Source organism: Streptomyces sp. XM83C (genome assembly GCF_023072675.1).
In the GTDB taxonomy this organism is placed as follows: Bacteria; Actinomycetota; Actinomycetes; order Streptomycetales; family Streptomycetaceae; genus Streptomyces; species Streptomyces thermocoprophilus.
Window position 1 is genome coordinate 1 of record NZ_JALLGL010000135.1, and the last position, 16,315, is coordinate 16,315.

Below are 16,315 nucleotides of genomic sequence, written 5' to 3' on the forward strand. Positions count from 1 at the left end.
CGGGGGGTGTGCCCGGCCCCGCGCGGTTTGCCGGGCACACCCCCCGTCCCCGATGATGATCTCCGCGCCACCCCGCCGGAGCCCGTCGGCCGCCCGGGCCGCCGCTGTGAACGGGCGGTGAACACCGCCCCTCCGGCATCGGATAGCCTCTGGCGGACATGCCGCCCGGCTGGCGCAGCCACGGGGCGACGCCACCATGCTCAGCACCGGCGCGGCGCGCCGGGCACCCAGGGAAGTGAGTTCGGTTGCCGACCGCCATCCTCACCGGTCAGCCGGTCCCCGGCTCGTCGATCGAGGGCGATCTGCGGACGCTGGGGTACGACGTCCACCCCGCCACCGACGCCGCCCACGCCGAGACGCTGCTCGCCCGCGTCCCCGCCGAGGACCGCGTCGCCGTCGTCGACGCCCGCTTCGTCGGCCACGTCCACGCGCTGCGGCTGGCCCTGACCGACCCGCGCTTCACCCTCGCCGCGATCCCCGGCGCCGTCTCCGCCCGCGCGGCCGGCCGGCAGGCCCTCACCCGCGCCCTGGCCCGCGAGCACACGGCGGCCGGCGGCAACGCCGCCCCCGCCGGCGACGCCACCGCCCTCCTCACGGACGGCCTCCCCGACCGCATCACCGCCGCCCTCGAAGCCGACGGCGCCGAAGTGCACCACCCCGCCCTCGGCAGCCTCGTCGCCGCCGTCCCCGACGACCCGCAGACCCGCAACGAGGCACGGCAGGCCGTCGCCGCCGTCGACGAGGAAGCCGTACGCCTGAAGTCCGCCGTGAAATCCGGCGACGGCCTGTTCACCACGTACTGCATCAGCTCGTACTCCCGGTACATCGCCCGCTGGTGCGCCCGCCGCGGCCTCACCCCCAACCTGGTCACCACCGCCTCTCTGCTCACCGCGCTGATCGCCGCCGGCTGCGCCGCCACCGGCACCCGCCTCGGCTGCATCGCCGCCGGTGTGCTGCTCATCGCCTCCTTCGTGCTGGACTGCACCGACGGCCAGCTCGCCCGCTACTCCCTCCAGTACTCCACGCTCGGCGCCTGGCTCGACGCCACCTTCGACCGGGCCAAGGAGTTCGCCTTCTACGCCGGGCTCGCCCTCGGCGCCACCAGCAGCGGCACCGACGACGTCTGGGCGCTCGCCCTCGCCGCGATGGTCCTGCAGACCACCCGGCACATGGTCGACTTCGCGTTCACCGAGGCACAGCAGGACGCCGCCGCGACCTCCGCCGCTCCCACCGCCGCCCTGTCGGAGAAACTCGACGGCGTCGGCTGGAGCGTATGGGCACGGCGCGTGATCATCCTGCCCATCGGGGAGCGCTGGGCGATGATCGCCCTGCTCACCGCGGTCACCACCCCGCGCATCACCTTCACCGCGCTCCTCGCCTGGATGGCGTTCGCCGCGCTCTACACCACCGCCGGCCGCGTCCTGCGCTCCGTCACCCGCAAGGCCCGCCGCACCGACCGCGCGGCCCGGGCGCTCGCCGACCTCTGCGACGACGGACCGGTCATCGAACAGCTCACCCGCCGCGTCCCGCCGAAGGGCCCCCACCTCGCGCCCCTCGCCGCCGCCGTCGGCGCCGCCGTGCTCCTCCTCACCGCCTGGGCCTTCGGCCCGAGCTGGTGGGTGGTGCCCGCCGCCGTCCTGTACACGCTGTGCGCCGCGCACGCCGCCGCCCGCCCCCTGACCGGCGCCCTCGACTGGCTCGTCCCGCCCGTCTTCCGCGCCGCCGAGTACGGCACCGTACTGGTGCTCGCCGCGAAGTCCGGCGGCCACAGCGTGCTCCCGGCGGCTTTCGGGCTGGTGGGGGCCGTCGCCTACCATCACTACGACACGGTGTACCGCATCCGCGGCAACGCCGGAGCACCCCCGGCCTGGCTCGTCCGGGCCACCGGGGGACACGAGGGCCGGACGTTGCTCGTCACCGTCCTGGCCGCCCTGCTCACCGCCCCGCAGTTCAAGGCTGCGCTCACGGCACTCGCCGTGGCCGTCGCCGTGCTGGTGCTCGCCGAGAGCATCCGCTTCTGGGTGGCCGCCCACCGGGGCGGCGCGCCCGCCGTACACGACGAAGGAGAAACCGCATGATCGGCCTCGTGCTGGCGGCCGGCGCCGGACGGCGCCTGCGCCCCTACACCGACACCCTGCCCAAGGCGCTGGTGCCGGTGGGGCCCGCAGGCAACGAGGACAGCATCACGGTGCTCGACCTCACCCTCGGCAACTTCGCCGAGATCGGCCTGACCGAGGTCGCGATCATCGTCGGCTACCGCAAGGACGCCGTGTACGAGCGCAAGGAGGCCCTGGAGAAGAAGTACGGCCTCAAGCTCACGCTGATCGACAACGACAAGGCCGAGGAGTGGAACAACGCCTACTCCCTGTGGTGCGGCCGTGACGCGCTCAAGGACGGCGTGATCCTCGCCAACGGCGACACCGTCCACCCCGTCTCCGTCGAGAAGACCCTCCTCGCCGCCCGCGGCGACGGCAAGAAGATCATCCTCGCCCTCGACACGGTGAAGAACCTCGCCGACGAGGAGATGAAGGTCGTCGTCGACCCCGAGAAGGGCGTCCAGAAGATCACCAAGCTGATGGACCCCGCCGAGGCCACCGGCGAGTACATCGGTGTCACCCTCATCGAGGGCGACGCCGCCGGCGAGCTGGCCGACGCGCTGAAGACCGTGTGGGAGACCGACCCGCAGCAGTTCTACGAGCACGGCTACCAGGAGCTCGTCAACCGCGGCTTCCGTATCGACGTCGCCCCCATCGGCGACGTCCAGTGGGTCGAGATCGACAACCATGACGACCTGGCCCGCGGACGGGAGATCGCGTGCCTCTACTGACCCGGCTCATCCCCTCGCCGGTCGTCGTCGACATCCGGCCCGGCGCGCTGGCCGACCTCGGCGCGGTCCTCTCCGACGAGCGGATCTCGCACAGCGGCCGGCTCGCCGTCGCCGTCAGCAACGGCTCAGGCGCCCGGCTGCGCGAGCGGGTCGCGCCCTCGCTGCCCGGCGCCGACTGGTACGAGGTCGGCGGCGGCACCCTCGACGACGCGATCCGGCTGGCCGGCGAGATGAAGGGCGGCCACTACGACGCCGTCGTCGGGCTCGGCGGCGGCAAGATCATTGACTGCGCGAAGTTCGCCGCCGCCCGCGTCGGCCTGCCCCTCGTCGCCGTCCCCACCAACCTGGCCCACGACGGCCTGTGCTCCCCGGTGGCGACCCTCGACAACGACGCCGGCCGCGGCTCCTACGGCGTGCCCAACCCGATCGCCGTGGTGATCGACCTCGACGTCATCCGCGAGGCCCCCGTGCGGTTCGTGCGGGCCGGCATCGGCGACGCGATCTCCAACATCTCCGCGATCCGCGACTGGGAGCTGGCCAACCAGGTCAACGGCGAGAAGATCGACGGCCTCGCCGCGGCCATGGCACGGCAGGCCGGCGAGGCCGTGCTGCGCCACCCCGGCGGCGTCGGCGACAACGCCTTCCTCCAGGTCCTCGCAGAGGCCCTCGTCCTCAGCGGCATCGCCATGTCGGTCTCCGGCGACTCCCGCCCGTCCTCCGGCGCCTGCCACGAGATCAACCACGCCTTCGACCTGCTCCACCCGCAGCGGGCCGCCGCCCACGGCGAGCAGTGCGGCTTCGGCGCGGCCTACGCGATGTGGCTGCGCGGCGCCACCGAGGAATCGGTGTTCATGGCCCAGGTGCTGCGCCGGCACGGACTGCCGGTGCGCGCGGAGGACTTCGGCTTCACCGCCGAGGAGTTCGTGAAGGTCGTGGACTTCGCCCCGCAGACCCGCCCCGGCCGCTACACCATCCTGGAACACCTCGACCTCACGACCGAGCAGATCAAGGACACCTACGCCGACTATGTCAAGGCCATCGGTAGCTGAACTCCGGCCCGTCGTCCACCCCGCCGGGGTGAAGGACCGGCGCAGCGGCGAGCACTGGATGGGACGCCTCTACATGCGCGAGGTGTCCCTGCGCGTCGACCGCTACCTGGTGAACACCCGGGTCACCCCCAACCAGCTCACCTATCTGATGACCCTGTGCGGCGTCCTCGCCTGCCCGGCGCTGCTCGTGCCGGGCGTCTGGGGGGCCGTGCTCGGCGTGGTCATGGTCCAGCTGTATCTGCTGCTCGACTGTGTCGACGGCGAGATCGCCCGCTGGAAGAAGCAGTACTCCCTCGGCGGGGTCTACCTCGACCGGGTCGGCGCCTATCTGACCGACGCGGCCGTGCTGACCGGGCTCGGGCTGCGCGCCGCCGACCTGTTCGGCAGCGGCCGTATCGACTGGCTGTGGGCGTTCCTCGGCACGCTCGCCGCGCTCGGCGCGATCCTGATCAAGGCCGAGACCGACCTGGTCGGCGTCGCCCGCCACCAGGCCGGCCTCGAACCGGTCAAGGAGGCCGCCGCGGAGATGCGCTCCTCCGGCATGGCGCTGGCCCGCAGGGCCGCCGCCGCGCTCAAGTTCCACCGGCTGATCCTCGGCATAGAGGCGTCCCTGCTGATCCTCGTCCTCGCGATCGCCGACCGGATCCGCGGCGATCTGTACTTCACGCGCCTCGGCACCGCCGTGCTCGCCGGCATCGCCATGCTCCAGACCGTGCTGCACCTGGTGTCCGTGCTGGCCTCGCGCCGGCTGAAGTGAGCCGGCGATGAGGCTCGGCGCGGTCGTCGTCACCATGGGCAACCGCCCGCAGGAGCTGCGGGCGCTGCTCGACTCCGTCGCCGCTCAGGACGGCGACCCCGTCGAGGTGGTCGTCGTCGGCAACGGCTCCCCGGTGCCGGACCTCCCGGCCGGGGTGCGCACCGTGGAGCTGCCGGAGAACGTCGGCATCCCCGGCGGGCGCAACGCCGGCATCGAGGCGTTCGGCCCGGCCGGCCGTGACATGGACGTGCTGCTGTTCCTCGACGACGACGGGCTGCTCGCCCGTACCGACACCGCCGAGCTGTGCCGGAAGGCCTTCGCGGCCGACCCGCGGCTCGGCATCGTCGGCTTCCGCATCGCCGACCCGGCGAGCGGCGTCACCCAGCGCAGGCACGTCCCCCGGCTGCGGGCCTCCGACCCGATGCGCTCCTCCCGGGTGACGACCTTCCTCGGCGGCGCCAACGCCGTGCGCACCGAGGTGTTCCGGCAGGTCGGCACGTTGCCGGCGGAGTTCTTCTACGCCCATGAGGAGACCGACCTCGCATGGCGGGCCCTCGACGCGGGCTGGACCGTCGAGTACCGGTCCGACATGGTGCTGCACCACCCGGCGACCGCGCCCTCCCGGCACGCGGTCTACCACCGCATGGTCGCCCGCAACCGGGTCTGGCTGGCCCGCCGCAACCTGCCCGCCCCGCTCGTCCCCGTCTACCTCGGGGTGTGGCTGCTGCTGACGCTGCTGCGCCGGCCCCGGCCGGCCGCCCTGAGAGCGTGGTTCGGCGGGTTCCGGGAAGGCTGGACCACGCCGTGCGGGCCACGCAGGCCCATGAAGTGGCGTACCGTGTGGCGGCTGACGAGACTGGGCCGCCCACCGGTCATCTGACCGGCCCGGACATGAGAGCATCCCCGCCGTGACCCCACGGTCCCGGCCGGGCCCGACGTCCGAACAGGCCGCGCAATCCGACGACGAAAGTTTCCCCCTGTGAGTGAGACAACGCATGACGAGCCCGTCACGCTGAGCGGGGCCGCGTCGCCCGACGAGGGCCTGGCGCCGGCCGAGCTGGCCGCCCGCCACGGGCTGTCCGTGAGCGGCGCCCGGCCCGGGCTCGCCGAGTACGTCCGGCAGCTGTGGGGGCGGCGCCACTTCATCGTGGCGTTCTCCCAGGCGAAGCTGACCGCCCAGTACAGTCAGGCCAAGCTCGGTCAGCTCTGGCAGGTCGCCACCCCGCTGCTGAACGCGGCCGTGTACTTCTTCATCTTCGGCGTGATCCTCGAGGCCGACCGGGGAATGAGCCGCGAGGTGTACGTCCCGTTCCTCGTCACGGGCGTGTTCGTCTTCACCTTCACGCAGTCGTCCGTGATGGCCGGCGTCCGCGCGATCTCCGGCAACCTGGGCCTGGTGCGCGCGCTGCACTTCCCGCGCGCCTCCCTGCCGATCTCGTTCTCCCTGCAACAACTGCAACAGCTGCTGTTCTCGATGATCGTGCTGTTCCTGGTGGCGATCGGCTTCGGCAGCTACCCGGACCTGTCCTGGCTGTTGATCGTCCCCGTCCTCGCGCTCCAGTTCCTGTTCAACACCGGCCTCGCGCTGATCATGGCCCGCGCCGGGGCGAAGACCCCCGACCTGGCGCAGCTGATGCCGTTCGTGATGCGGACCTGGATGTACGCGTCCGGCGTGATGTTCTCCATCCCCGTGATGCTGGCCGACAAGCCGCAGTGGGTCGCCACCGTCCTGCAGTGGAACCCCGCCGCGATCTACATGGATCTGATGCGCTTCGCGCTGATCGACGGCTACGGCTCCGCCAACCTGCCCGACCATGTGTGGGCGGCGGCCGGCGGCTGGGCCGTGCTGTTCGCGGTCGGCGGCTTCGTGTACTTCTGGAAGGCGGAGGAGAGGTACGGCCGTGGCTGAGCGGCGCGGCGAGGCCCGCGTCCCCACCGTCATCGCCGACGACGTGCACATCGTCTACCGCGTCCACGGCGGCGGCAGCGGCCGGGGCAGCGCCACCGCCGCGCTCAGCCGCATCCTGCGCCGCGGCAAGGACGACGCCGCCCGCGGGGTGCGCGAGGTGCACGCCGTACGGGGCGTGTCCTTCGTCGCCTACCGCGGCGAGGCCATCGGCCTGATCGGCTCCAACGGCTCCGGCAAGTCCACCCTGCTGCGCGCCATCGCCGGACTGCTGCCCACCGAGAAGGGCAAGGTGTACACCGACGGGCAGCCCTCCCTCCTCGGCGTCAACGCGGCTCTGATGAACGACCTCACCGGCGAGCGCAACGTCATCCTCGGCGGGCTCGCCATGGGCATGTCCCGCGAGGAGATCAAGGCCCGCTACCAGGACATCGTCGACTTCTCCGGCATCAACGAGAAAGGCGACTTCATCACCCTGCCGATGCGGACCTACTCCTCCGGCATGGCGGCCCGGCTGCGCTTCTCCATCGCCGCCGCCAAGGACCACGACGTCCTGATGATCGACGAGGCCCTCGCCACCGGCGACGCCAAGTTCCAGAAGCGCTCCGAGGAACGCATCCGGGAGCTGCGCAAGGAGGCCGGCACGGTGTTTCTGGTCAGTCACAGCAACAAGTCGATCAGGGACACCTGCAACCGTGTGCTGTGGCTGGAGCGCGGCGAGCTGCGCATGGACGGCCCCACCGACGAGGTGCTCAGGGAGTACGAGAAGTTCACGGGGAAGTGACCCCGGACGGCCCAGGGCCCCGCCGCAACTGTCGCGGCGGGGCCCCGCGTCTGCAAAAGAGATGCCAACTCGGGCCCCGGTAAGGAATCTTGGAGCCAACCGATGTGTTCTTGTGATGCGTGGGACACCCGCGCGGACCCGGCCGCGTTGTACAACGTAAGCTGTACCGGTCCCCAAAGGCGGCAAGTGGGGAGATAATGCGCGACACCCTCATGCGGGACGACCGCGCGGGCAGCCGGGCGGCGTGTCCGAAATAGTGTGTATTGGGTCGGCAGTGTAGAACGGGAGATGTGACGGCAATGGCTACGGAAACTCCCCAGCTCAACGCAGCATGTGCCGTCCCCGCCCGGGGCAGCGCGCGGTGACGGGAACGACAGCGGGAGTGCGGGCCGCACGGCCGGCGCACACGGACGACCCGGAACGCGGCACGCTCGCCAAGGCCACGGACGAGAACTTCCCCGTGGCCCCCTTCTTCCTGCCCCGAGCCTGGCGCGACGACCTCATGGCCGTCTACGGCTACGCCCGCCTCGTCGACGACATCGGCGACGGCGACCTGGCCCCCGGCGGCGCCGACGCCCGCCTCCTCGGCGTGACCCCCGAACGGGCCGACGACCGGCTCGCCCTCCTCGACGCCCTTGAGGCCGACCTGCGGCGCGTCTTCGACGGCACCCCCCGGCACCCGCTGCTGCTCCGCCTCCAGCCGACCGTGCGCCGCCGCCGGCTCACTCCCGAGCCGTTCCTCGCGCTCGTCGCCGCCAACCGTCAGGACCAGCTCGTCAGCCGCTACGAGACGTACGACGACCTCCTCGCCTACTGCGAGCTGTCCGCCAACCCCGTCGGACGCCTGGTCCTCGCCGTCACCGGCACCACCACACCCGAACGCGTCCGCCGCTCCGACGCGATCTGCACCGCCCTGCAGATCGTCGAACACCTCCAGGACGTGACCGAGGACCTCGGCCGCGACCGCATCTACCTGCCCGCCACCGACATGAAGCGCTTCCATGTCACGGAAGCGGACCTCTCCGCGAAAACCGCGAGCGCATCGGTGCGCGCCCTGATTGCATACGAGGCACAACGCGCCCGCGATCTGCTGAATGAAGGCGCCCCCCTGGTGGGTAGCGTCCACGGCAGGTTGAAGCTGCTGCTCGCAGGGTTCGTGGCGGGGGGACGGGCGGCCCTCGGCGCGATCGCCGCCGCGGACCACGACGTACTGCCCGGCCCGCCCCGGCACGGCAAGCTCCGGCTGCTGCGCGAGGTGGGCACGACTCTGCGAGGAGAGGGGTGATCCGGACCGTGGAGCTGCCACCGCCCGCGTCCGCACCGGTACTCGCCGCATACGGCTACTGCGAGACCGTCACCGGACAGCAGGCCCGGAACTTCGCCTACGGCATCCGGCTGCTGCCCACGCACAAGCGGCGCGCGATGTCGGCGCTGTACGCGTTCTCCCGCCGCGTCGACGACATCGGCGACGGCGAGCTGAGCAACGAGGTCAAGGCCGCACGCCTGGAGGAGACCCGCGCCCTGCTCGCCCGGATCCGCGCGGGCGAGGTCCGCGAGGACGACACCGACCCCGTCGCCGTCGCCCTCGCGCACGCCGCCGAACACTTCCCGATCCCGCTCGGCGGCCTCGACGAACTCATCGACGGCGTCCTCATGGACGTACGCGGCGAGACCTACGAGACCTGGGACGACCTCAAGGTGTACTGCCGGTGCGTCGCCGGCGCCATCGGACGGCTCTCCCTCGGCGTCTTCGGCACCGAACCCGGCGCCCGCGGCGCCGAACGCGCCGCCGAGTACGCCGACACTCTCGGCCTCGCCCTCCAGCTCACCAACATCCTCCGCGACGTCCGCGAGGACGCCCTCGGCGGGCGCACCTATCTGCCCGCCGACGACCTCGCCAAGTTCGGCTGCTCCGCCGGGTTCGCCTCCGCCACCCCGCCCGAGGGCTCCGACTTCGCCGGCCTCGTCCACTTCGAGGTGCGCCGCGCCCGCGCCCTGTTCGCCGAGGGCTACCGGCTGCTGCCCATGCTGGACCGGCGCAGCGGCGCCTGCGTCGCCGCCATGGCCGGCATCTACCGCCGCCTCCTCGACCGCATCGAACGCGACCCGGAGGCCGTGCTGCGCGGCCGGGTCTCCCTGCCCGGGCACGAGAAGGCCTACGTCGCCGTGCGCGGCCTGTCCGGCCTGGACACGCGCAGCGTCACCCGGCGGACCCTCATCAGGAGGCGCGCCTGATGAACCCCAGCTCGGAACCCGGTGTGCGGCACGCAACCCTCCGCTGCGGCGTGGCGTCCCTGACTGCGACGGCCCGCCGTTCAGGATTCACCCATCTCGGCGGACGGGCAGGGGAGGGCAGGCGATGACCGACGGGACCCGGTCCGACGGACCGCCACACACCACCGGCCGCACCGGCCGGGACGCCGTGGTGGTCGGCGGCGGACTCGCGGGCGTCACCGCCGCGCTGGCCCTCGCCGACGCGGGCGTCCGCGTCACCCTGCTCGAAGGCAGGCCGAGACTGGGCGGCCTCGCCTTCTCCTTCCGCCGCGGCGACCTGACCGTCGACAACGGCCAGCACGTCTACCTGCGCTGCTGCACCGCCTACCGCTGGTTCCTCGACCGGATCGACGCCACAGGCCTCGCTCCGCTGCAGAACCGTCTCGACGTGCCCGTCGTCGACGCCGGCAAGCCCGAGGGACGCCGGCTCGGCCGGCTGCGGCGCGACGCGCTGCCCGTCCCCCTCCACCTGGGACGCAGCCTCGCGACCTACCCGCACCTCTCACTCGCCGAACGCGCCAGGGTGGGCCGGGCCGCGCTCGCGCTCCAAGGGCTCGACCTCACCGATCCGGCCCTCGACGAGCAGGACTTCGGCAGCTGGCTGGCCGCGCACGGCCAGTCGGCGCGTGCCGTCGAGGCCCTGTGGGACCTGGTCGGCGTCGCCACCCTCAACGCGGTCGCGGGCGACTCCTCGCTGGCGCTCGCCGCGATGGTGTTCAAGACCGGTCTGCTGTCCGACCCGGGAGCGGCCGACATCGGCTGGGCCCGCGTCCCGCTGGGCGAACTGCACGACCGGCTCGCCCGCAAGGCGCTCGACTCCGCGGGCGTGAGCGTCCGACTCCGTACACGCGTCACCTCCATCTCTACTGACGGAAACGGGCGTTGGAGCGTTCAGGTTCCCGACGGCGCACTCACCGCGGACGCCGTCGTCCTCGCCGTACCCCAGCGCGAGACGTACGACCTGCTGCCGCCCGGCGCGCTCGAGGACCCCGGACAGCTGCTGCGCATCGGCACCGCGCCCATCCTCAACGTGCACGTCGTCTACGACCGTCCCGTCCTGGACGCGCCGTTCTTCGCCGCGCTCGGCAGCCCCGTCCAATGGGTGTTCGACCGCACCGAGGCCTCCGGACTGAGCCGCGGCCAGTATCTGGCGCTGTCCCAGTCCGCCGCACAGGACGACATCGACCTGCCGGTCGCCGCACTGCGGGAGCGCTACCTCCCCGAACTGCGGCGGCTGCTGCCGCACACCCGGTATGCCGAGGTGATGGACTTCTTCGTGACCCGGGAGCGCACCGCCACGTTCGCTCCCGCCCCCGGCGTCGGGCGGCTGCGGCCCGGCGCCCGCACCGAGGCACCCGGCCTGTACCTGGCCGGCGCGTGGACCGCCACCGGGTGGCCCGCGACCATGGAGAGCGCGGTCCGCAGCGGCGTCAGCGCGGCCGAGGCCGCTCTCGGCGCCCTGGGCCGGCCCCGCCCCCGCCACCTCTTCGCACTCGAGGAGGCGGCGTGACGACCGGCGAGCGGCGTGCGGCAGACCCCCGCACCCCCGGTACCGCGAACAGAGGAGAAACTGTGCCCACTGTGCCCCCGGCCGAGACGGCCGCTCGGACCGCGGTGGACGTGACCGCGCTGCTGGAGCGCGGCCGGACACTTGCCACGCCGGTGCTGCGGACGGCCGTCGACCGCCTGGCGCCGCCCATGGACACCGTTGCCGCCTACCACTTCGGCTGGATCGACGCTCAGGGCAACCCCACCGCCGGCGACGGCGGCAAGGCCGTACGCCCCGCCCTGGCCGTGCTGTCCGCCGAGGTCACCGGAGCCCCGCCGGAGACCGGTGTGCCCGGTGCGGTCGCCGTCGAACTGGTCCACAACTTCTCGCTGCTCCACGACGACCTGATGGACGGCGACGAACAGCGCCGGCACCGCGACACCGTGTGGAAGGTGCACGGCCCCGCCCAGGCCATCCTCGTCGGCGACGCGCTGTTCGCCCTCGCCAACGAGGTGCTCCTCGAGCTGGGCAGCGTCGAGGCCGGCCGCGCCACGCGCCGGCTGACCACCGCCACCCGCGCGCTGATCGACGGCCAGGCCCAGGACATCTCGTACGAGCACCGCGACCGCGTCAGCGTCGAGGAGTGCCTGGAGATGGAGGGCAACAAGACCGGCGCCCTGCTCGCCTGCGCGTCCTCCATCGGCGCCGTCCTCGGCGGCGCGGACGACGCCACCGCCGACGCGCTGGAGAAGTACGGCCACCACCTCGGTCTCGCCTTCCAGGCCGTCGACGACCTGCTCGGCATCTGGGGCGACCCGGAGTCCACCGGCAAGCAGACCTGGAGCGACCTGCGCCAGCGCAAGAAGTCCCTCCCGGTGGTGGCCGCGCTCGCCGCCGACGGCCCCGCCGCCGCCCGGCTCGGCGAACTGCTCGCCGCCGACGCCAAGAGCAGCGACTTCGAGAACTTCTCCGAGGAGGAGTTCGCCGAGCGCGCCCGCCTCATCGAGCAGGCCGGCGGCCGTGACTGGACCGCCGAGGAGGCGCGCCGCCAGCACACCATCGCCATCGAGGCGCTGGACGCCGTCGACATGCCCGAGCAGGTCCGGGCGCAGTTCACGGCGCTCGCCGATTTCGTCGTCGTACGGAAGAGATGATCACTATCGGTCGAACTCCCGACGCTTAGTCGCCGGCCGGTGCCGCGGCGGACAGGCACCGGCCGACGGCGGACCCACAGCAGCACGACTTGCACGACTGCACGAAGGGGAAGCCATGACAGCGACGACCGACGGAAGCACCGGGGCCCTGCCGCCCCGCGCTGCCGCGGCCAGCGAAACCGACACCGACACCGACATCCCCGAGGCGGCAGGGGTACCGGATGCCGCCCGGCGCGCGGTGACGCGTGCCACCGAGTACCTTCTCGCACGCCAGGACGCCGAAGGCTGGTGGAAGGGCGACCTCGAGACCAACGTCACCATGGACGCCGAGGATCTGCTGCTCCGCCAGTTCCTGGGCATCCTCGACGAGGACACCACCCGCGCCGCCGCGCTGTTCATCCGCGGCGAGCAGCGCGAGGACGGCACCTGGGCCACCTTCTACGGCGGGCCCGGTGAACTGTCCACCACCATCGAGGCGTACGTCGCGCTGCGGCTCGCCGGCGACGCGCCCGACGCCCCGCACATGGCGAAGGCCTCCGCCTGGATCCGCGACCAGGGCGGCATCGCCGCCTCCCGTGTCTTCACCCGGATCTGGCTCGCGCTGTTCGGCTGGTGGAAGTGGGAGGACCTGCCCGAACTCCCGCCGGAGCTGATCTGGTTCCCCACCTGGGTGCCCCTCAACATCTACGACTTCGGCTGCTGGGCCCGGCAGACGATCGTGCCGCTCACCATCGTCTCCGCCAAGCGGCCCGTGCGCCCCGCCCCCTTCCCGCTGGACGAGCTGCACACCGACCCCGAGCACCCCAACCCGCCCCGGCCGCTCGCCCCGGCGACCAGCTGGGACGGCGTCTTCCAGCGTCTCGACAGGGCACTGCACGCCTTCCGCAAGGTCGCTCCCCGCAGGGTGCGCCGCGCCGCGATGAACACCGCCGCCCGCTGGATCATCGAACGGCAGGAGAACGACGGCTGCTGGGGCGGCATCCAGCCGCCCGCCGTGTACTCGATCATCGCGCTGCACCTGCTCGGCTACGACCTCCAGCACCCGGTGATCCGCGAGGGCCTCGCCTCGCTGGACCGTTTCGCCGTGTGGCGCGAGGACGGCGCCCGCATGATCGAGGCCTGCCAGTCGCCGGTGTGGGACACCTGCCTGGCCACCATCGCCCTCGTCGACGCGGGAGTGCCCGCCGACCATCCGCAGCTGGTGAAGGCCGCCGACTGGATGCTCGGCGAGGAGATCGTCAAACCCGGCGACTGGGCCGTACGCCGCCCCGAACTCCCGCCGGGCGGCTGGGCGTTCGAGTTCCACAACGACAACTACCCCGACATCGACGACACCGCCGAGGTGGTCCTCGCGCTGCGCCGGGTCAGACACCACGACCCCGACCGGGTGGAGAGCGCCATCGCCCGAGGGGTGCGCTGGAACCTCGGCATGCAGTCGAGGAACGGCGCCTGGGGCGCCTTCGACGTCGACAACACCAGCCCCTTCCCCAACCGGCTGCCGTTCTGCGACTTCGGCGAGGTCATCGACCCGCCGTCCGCGGACGTCACCGCGCACGTCGTGGAGATGCTCGCCGTGGAGGGCCTCGCCCACGACCCGCGCACCCGGCGCGGCGTGGAGTGGCTCCTCGCCGAACAGGAGCCGGACGGCCCGTGGTTCGGACGCTGGGGCGTCAACTACATCTACGGCACCGGGTCCGTCGTACCCGCCCTGATCGCCGCCGGCATCCCCGCCGCCCACCCGGCGATCCGCCGCGCGGTGGCCTGGCTGGAGTCCGTGCAGAACGACGACGGCGGCTGGGGCGAGGACCTGCGCTCCTACCGGGACGTCCGCAAGTGGGCCGGCCGCGGCGCCTCCACCCCCTCGCAGACGGCGTGGGCGCTGATGGCGCTGCTCGCGGCGGGGGAGAAGGACTCCAGGGCCGTCGAGCGCGGCATCACCTGGCTGGCCGCCACCCAGAAGGAGGACGGCTCCTGGGACGAGCCGTACTTCACCGGCACCGGCTTCCCCTGGGACTTCTCCATCAACTACCACCTGTACCGGCAGGTGTTCCCGCTCACCGCGCTCGGCCGCTACCTCAACGGCGAGCCGTTCACCGGCCGGCTCCCCGCCCCCGGCGCCCGCGCCGCGGACCGGCCCCTCGCCGAGGCCAAGGGGATGTGATGGCCGACCAGCCCGCCCCGGCCCCGCTGCTGATCGCCTGCGCGCTCGGCATCGAGCACCTCGCCCTGCGCCGGCGTGACCGCGGCGAGGCGGGCGGGCCGGTCACCGTGCTGCGCACCGGCATGGGCCCGAAAGCGGCCGAGAACTCGGTCACCCGGCTGCTGGCCGACCCCGCGTACGCCGAGGCCGCCGTCCTGGCCACCGGCTTCTGCGCGGGACTCGCGCCCGGCATGCACCCCGGGGACCTGGTCGTCGCCGACGAGACCCGCGACCCGCGCGCCACGGTGACCTGCGAGGGCACCGATCTGCTCGTCAAGGTGCTCGCCCGGATGCTGCCCGGGCACACCGTCCACACCGGCCCGCTCACCGGCTCGGACCATGTGGTCCGGGGTCCGGAGCGCTCCGCGCTGCGCGCCACCGGCGCGATCGCGGTGGACATGGAATCCGCGGCCACGCTTCTGAGCGCCGTGCGCTCGGGCGAGCGCCCGGTTGCGGCCGTCCGGGTGGTCGTGGACGCTCCAGAACATGAACTCGTCCGGATCGGCACGGTGCGCGGTGGAATATCGGCTTTCCGCGTTCTTCGTTCCGTACTGCCTGCTTTTTACGAATGGCACCGCAATGTGCTGCTCCCCAGGAGGTGAGCCCGATGGCCATGCCGCTGCGCCAGTCCATCAAGGTCGCTACATATCTGGCCGAACAGAAGCTGCGCAAGCGGGACAAGTTCCCGCTCATTGTGGAGCTTGAACCGCTGTTCGCCTGCAATCTGAAGTGCGAGGGCTGCGGCAAGATCCAGCATCCGGCGGGTGTGCTCAAGCAGCGCATGCCGGTCGCGCAGGCCGTCGGCGCCGTGCTGGAGTCGGGCGCGCCGATGGTCTCCATCGCCGGCGGCGAACCGCTGATGCACCCTCAGATCGACGAGATCGTGCGCCAGTTGGTGGCCCGCAGGAAATACGTCTTCCTGTGCACCAACGCCATGCTGCTGCGCAAGAAGATCGACAAATTCGAGCCGTCCCCGTACTTCGCGTTCACCGTGCACATCGACGGCCTGCGCGAGCGGCACGACGAGTCGGTGGCGAAGGAGGGCGTGTTCGACGAGGCGGTGGAGGCGATCAAGGAGGCCAAGCGGCGCGGCTTCCGGGTGACCACCAACTCCACCTTCTTCAACACCGACACCCCGCAGACCATCATCGAGGTGCTGAACTACCTCAACGACGACCTGAAGGTCGACGAGATGATGATCTCCCCCGCCTACGCCTACGAGAAGGCACCCGACCAGGACCACTTCCTGGGCGTGGAGCAGACCCGCGAGCTGTTCCGCAAGGCCTTCGCGGGCGGCAACCGGCGCAAGTGGCGGCTGAACCACTCGCCGCTGTTCCTGGACTTCCTGGAGGGCAAGGTCGACTTCCCGTGCACGGCGTGGGCGATCCCGAACTACTCGCTGTTCGGCTGGCAGCGCCCCTGCTATCTGATGGCGGACGGGTACGTGCCGACGTACCGCGAGCTGATCGAGAAGACCGACTGGGACAAGTACGGCCGCGGCAAGGACCCGCGCTGCGACAACTGCATGGCGCACTGCGGCTACGAGCCGACCGCCGTCCTCGCCACCATGGGCTCGCTGAAGGAGTCCCTGCGGGCGATGCGCGAGACCGTCTCCGGAAACCGGGAGTGAGGCCATGACAGCCGTGTCCCTGGGCCTGCCGGGCGTACCGCCGCGGCCGATCGCCGAACGGCGCGCCTCCCGGCGCATCCAGGTCGGTTCCGTGGCGGTCGGCGGCGGGGCGCCCGTGTCGGTGCAGTCGATGACGACGACCCGTACGTCGGACATCGGGGCGACGTTGCAGCAGATCGCGGAGCTGACCGCGTCCGGCTGCCAGATCGTGCGGGTGGCCTGCCCCACGCAGGACGACGCGGACG

General features: G+C 72.2%; 16 protein-coding genes. All 16 read left to right on the forward strand.

Annotated elements, in window-relative coordinates; all coding sequences use genetic code 11:
• Nucleotides 1-245 precede the first annotated feature (245 nt).
• Nucleotides 246-2,078: a DUF5941 domain-containing protein gene (locus MTQ10_RS16775; protein ID WP_247468781.1), complete on the forward strand. Its 1,833-nt coding sequence runs from the start codon at nt 246-248 to the stop codon at nt 2,076-2,078.
• The gene (locus MTQ10_RS16780; protein WP_247468783.1) at nt 2,075-2,827 is read left to right on the forward strand and encodes a phosphocholine cytidylyltransferase family protein; all 753 of its coding nucleotides are present in this window, start codon (nt 2,075-2,077) and stop codon (nt 2,825-2,827) included. The genes MTQ10_RS16775 and MTQ10_RS16780 overlap by 4 nt, the downstream gene beginning before the upstream one ends.
• On the forward strand, nt 2,815-3,876 hold the full coding sequence (locus MTQ10_RS16785) for an iron-containing alcohol dehydrogenase family protein (protein ID WP_247468785.1): 1,062 nt from the start codon (nt 2,815-2,817) through the stop codon (nt 3,874-3,876). The genes MTQ10_RS16780 and MTQ10_RS16785 overlap by 13 nt, the downstream gene beginning before the upstream one ends.
• Nucleotides 3,854-4,633, forward strand: coding sequence for a CDP-alcohol phosphatidyltransferase family protein (locus MTQ10_RS16790; protein WP_247468787.1), 780 nt, complete (start codon nt 3,854-3,856; stop codon nt 4,631-4,633). The genes MTQ10_RS16785 and MTQ10_RS16790 overlap by 23 nt, the downstream gene beginning before the upstream one ends.
• 7 nt (nt 4,634-4,640) lie before the next feature.
• Entirely contained in the window at nt 4,641-5,513 is an 873-nt protein-coding gene (locus MTQ10_RS16795; RefSeq protein ID WP_247468788.1) for a glycosyltransferase family 2 protein, read from the forward strand.
• A 99-nt stretch (nt 5,514-5,612) separates the two neighbouring features.
• Nucleotides 5,613-6,542: an ABC transporter permease gene (locus MTQ10_RS16800; RefSeq protein ID WP_247468791.1), complete on the forward strand. Its 930-nt coding sequence runs from the start codon at nt 5,613-5,615 to the stop codon at nt 6,540-6,542.
• On the forward strand, nt 6,535-7,323 hold the full coding sequence (locus MTQ10_RS16805; protein ID WP_247468794.1) for an ABC transporter ATP-binding protein: 789 nt from the start codon (nt 6,535-6,537) through the stop codon (nt 7,321-7,323). The genes MTQ10_RS16800 and MTQ10_RS16805 overlap by 8 nt, the downstream gene beginning before the upstream one ends.
• 331 nt (nt 7,324-7,654) lie before the next feature.
• Nucleotides 7,655-8,608: a squalene synthase HpnC gene (gene hpnC / locus MTQ10_RS16810; RefSeq protein WP_282612261.1), complete on the forward strand. Its 954-nt coding sequence runs from the start codon at nt 7,655-7,657 to the stop codon at nt 8,606-8,608.
• Nucleotides 8,605-9,558 carry a presqualene diphosphate synthase HpnD gene (gene hpnD / locus MTQ10_RS16815; protein WP_247468807.1) on the forward strand — a complete coding sequence of 318 codons (954 nt, stop codon included), beginning with the start codon at nt 8,605-8,607 and terminating at the stop codon, nt 9,556-9,558. Before hpnC ends, hpnD begins: the two co-directional genes overlap by 4 nt.
• Nucleotides 9,558-9,686: a DUF6380 family protein gene (locus MTQ10_RS31685; RefSeq protein WP_356761195.1), complete on the forward strand. Its 129-nt coding sequence runs from the start codon at nt 9,558-9,560 to the stop codon at nt 9,684-9,686. The genes hpnD and MTQ10_RS31685 overlap by 1 nt, the downstream gene beginning before the upstream one ends.
• Nucleotides 9,683-11,107 (forward strand): hydroxysqualene dehydroxylase HpnE, encoded by a 1,425-nt coding sequence (hpnE, locus tag MTQ10_RS16820; protein ID WP_247468810.1) that lies wholly within the window; start codon nt 9,683-9,685, stop codon nt 11,105-11,107. Before MTQ10_RS31685 ends, hpnE begins: the two co-directional genes overlap by 4 nt.
• The gene (locus MTQ10_RS16825; protein ID WP_247468811.1) at nt 11,104-12,240 is read left to right on the forward strand and encodes a polyprenyl synthetase family protein; all 1,137 of its coding nucleotides are present in this window, start codon (nt 11,104-11,106) and stop codon (nt 12,238-12,240) included. The genes hpnE and MTQ10_RS16825 overlap by 4 nt, the downstream gene beginning before the upstream one ends.
• Before the next feature lie 115 nt (nt 12,241-12,355).
• Nucleotides 12,356-14,401 carry a squalene--hopene cyclase gene (gene shc / locus MTQ10_RS16830; RefSeq protein ID WP_247468813.1) on the forward strand — a complete coding sequence of 682 codons (2,046 nt, stop codon included), beginning with the start codon at nt 12,356-12,358 and terminating at the stop codon, nt 14,399-14,401.
• The gene (locus MTQ10_RS16835) at nt 14,401-15,042 is read left to right on the forward strand and encodes a phosphorylase family protein (RefSeq protein ID WP_247468815.1); all 642 of its coding nucleotides are present in this window, start codon (nt 14,401-14,403) and stop codon (nt 15,040-15,042) included. Before shc ends, MTQ10_RS16835 begins: the two co-directional genes overlap by 1 nt.
• Before the next feature lie 5 nt (nt 15,043-15,047).
• Nucleotides 15,048-16,070, forward strand: a complete 1,023-nt coding sequence (hpnH, locus tag MTQ10_RS16840) for an adenosyl-hopene transferase HpnH (protein ID WP_247468817.1) — start codon at nt 15,048-15,050, stop codon at nt 16,068-16,070.
• Nucleotides 16,071-16,074: 4 nt separating this feature from the next.
• Nucleotides 16,075-16,315, forward strand: a 241-nt coding sequence (locus tag MTQ10_RS16845; protein ID WP_247468819.1) for a flavodoxin-dependent (E)-4-hydroxy-3-methylbut-2-enyl-diphosphate synthase, incomplete at its 3' end; no start/stop codon positions are given.

Coding starts and splice junctions, on each gene's coding strand:
- MTQ10_RS16780 (WP_247468783.1), top strand. CDS start 2,075: ATGATCGGCCTCGTGCTGGCGGCCGGCGCCGGACGGCGCCTGCGCCCC.
- MTQ10_RS16790 (WP_247468787.1), top strand. CDS start 3,854: ATGTCAAGGCCATCGGTAGCTGAACTCCGGCCCGTCGTCCACCCCGCC.
- MTQ10_RS16795 (WP_247468788.1), top strand. CDS start 4,641: ATGAGGCTCGGCGCGGTCGTCGTCACCATGGGCAACCGCCCGCAGGAG.
- hpnC (WP_282612261.1), top strand. CDS start 7,655: ATGTGCCGTCCCCGCCCGGGGCAGCGCGCGGTGACGGGAACGACAGCG.
- MTQ10_RS31685 (WP_356761195.1), top strand. CDS start 9,558: ATGAACCCCAGCTCGGAACCCGGTGTGCGGCACGCAACCCTCCGCTGC.
- hpnE (WP_247468810.1), top strand. CDS start 9,683: ATGACCGACGGGACCCGGTCCGACGGACCGCCACACACCACCGGCCGC.
- shc (WP_247468813.1), top strand. CDS start 12,356: ATGACAGCGACGACCGACGGAAGCACCGGGGCCCTGCCGCCCCGCGCT.
- MTQ10_RS16835 (WP_247468815.1), top strand. CDS start 14,401: ATGGCCGACCAGCCCGCCCCGGCCCCGCTGCTGATCGCCTGCGCGCTC.
- hpnH (WP_247468817.1), top strand. CDS start 15,048: ATGGCCATGCCGCTGCGCCAGTCCATCAAGGTCGCTACATATCTGGCC.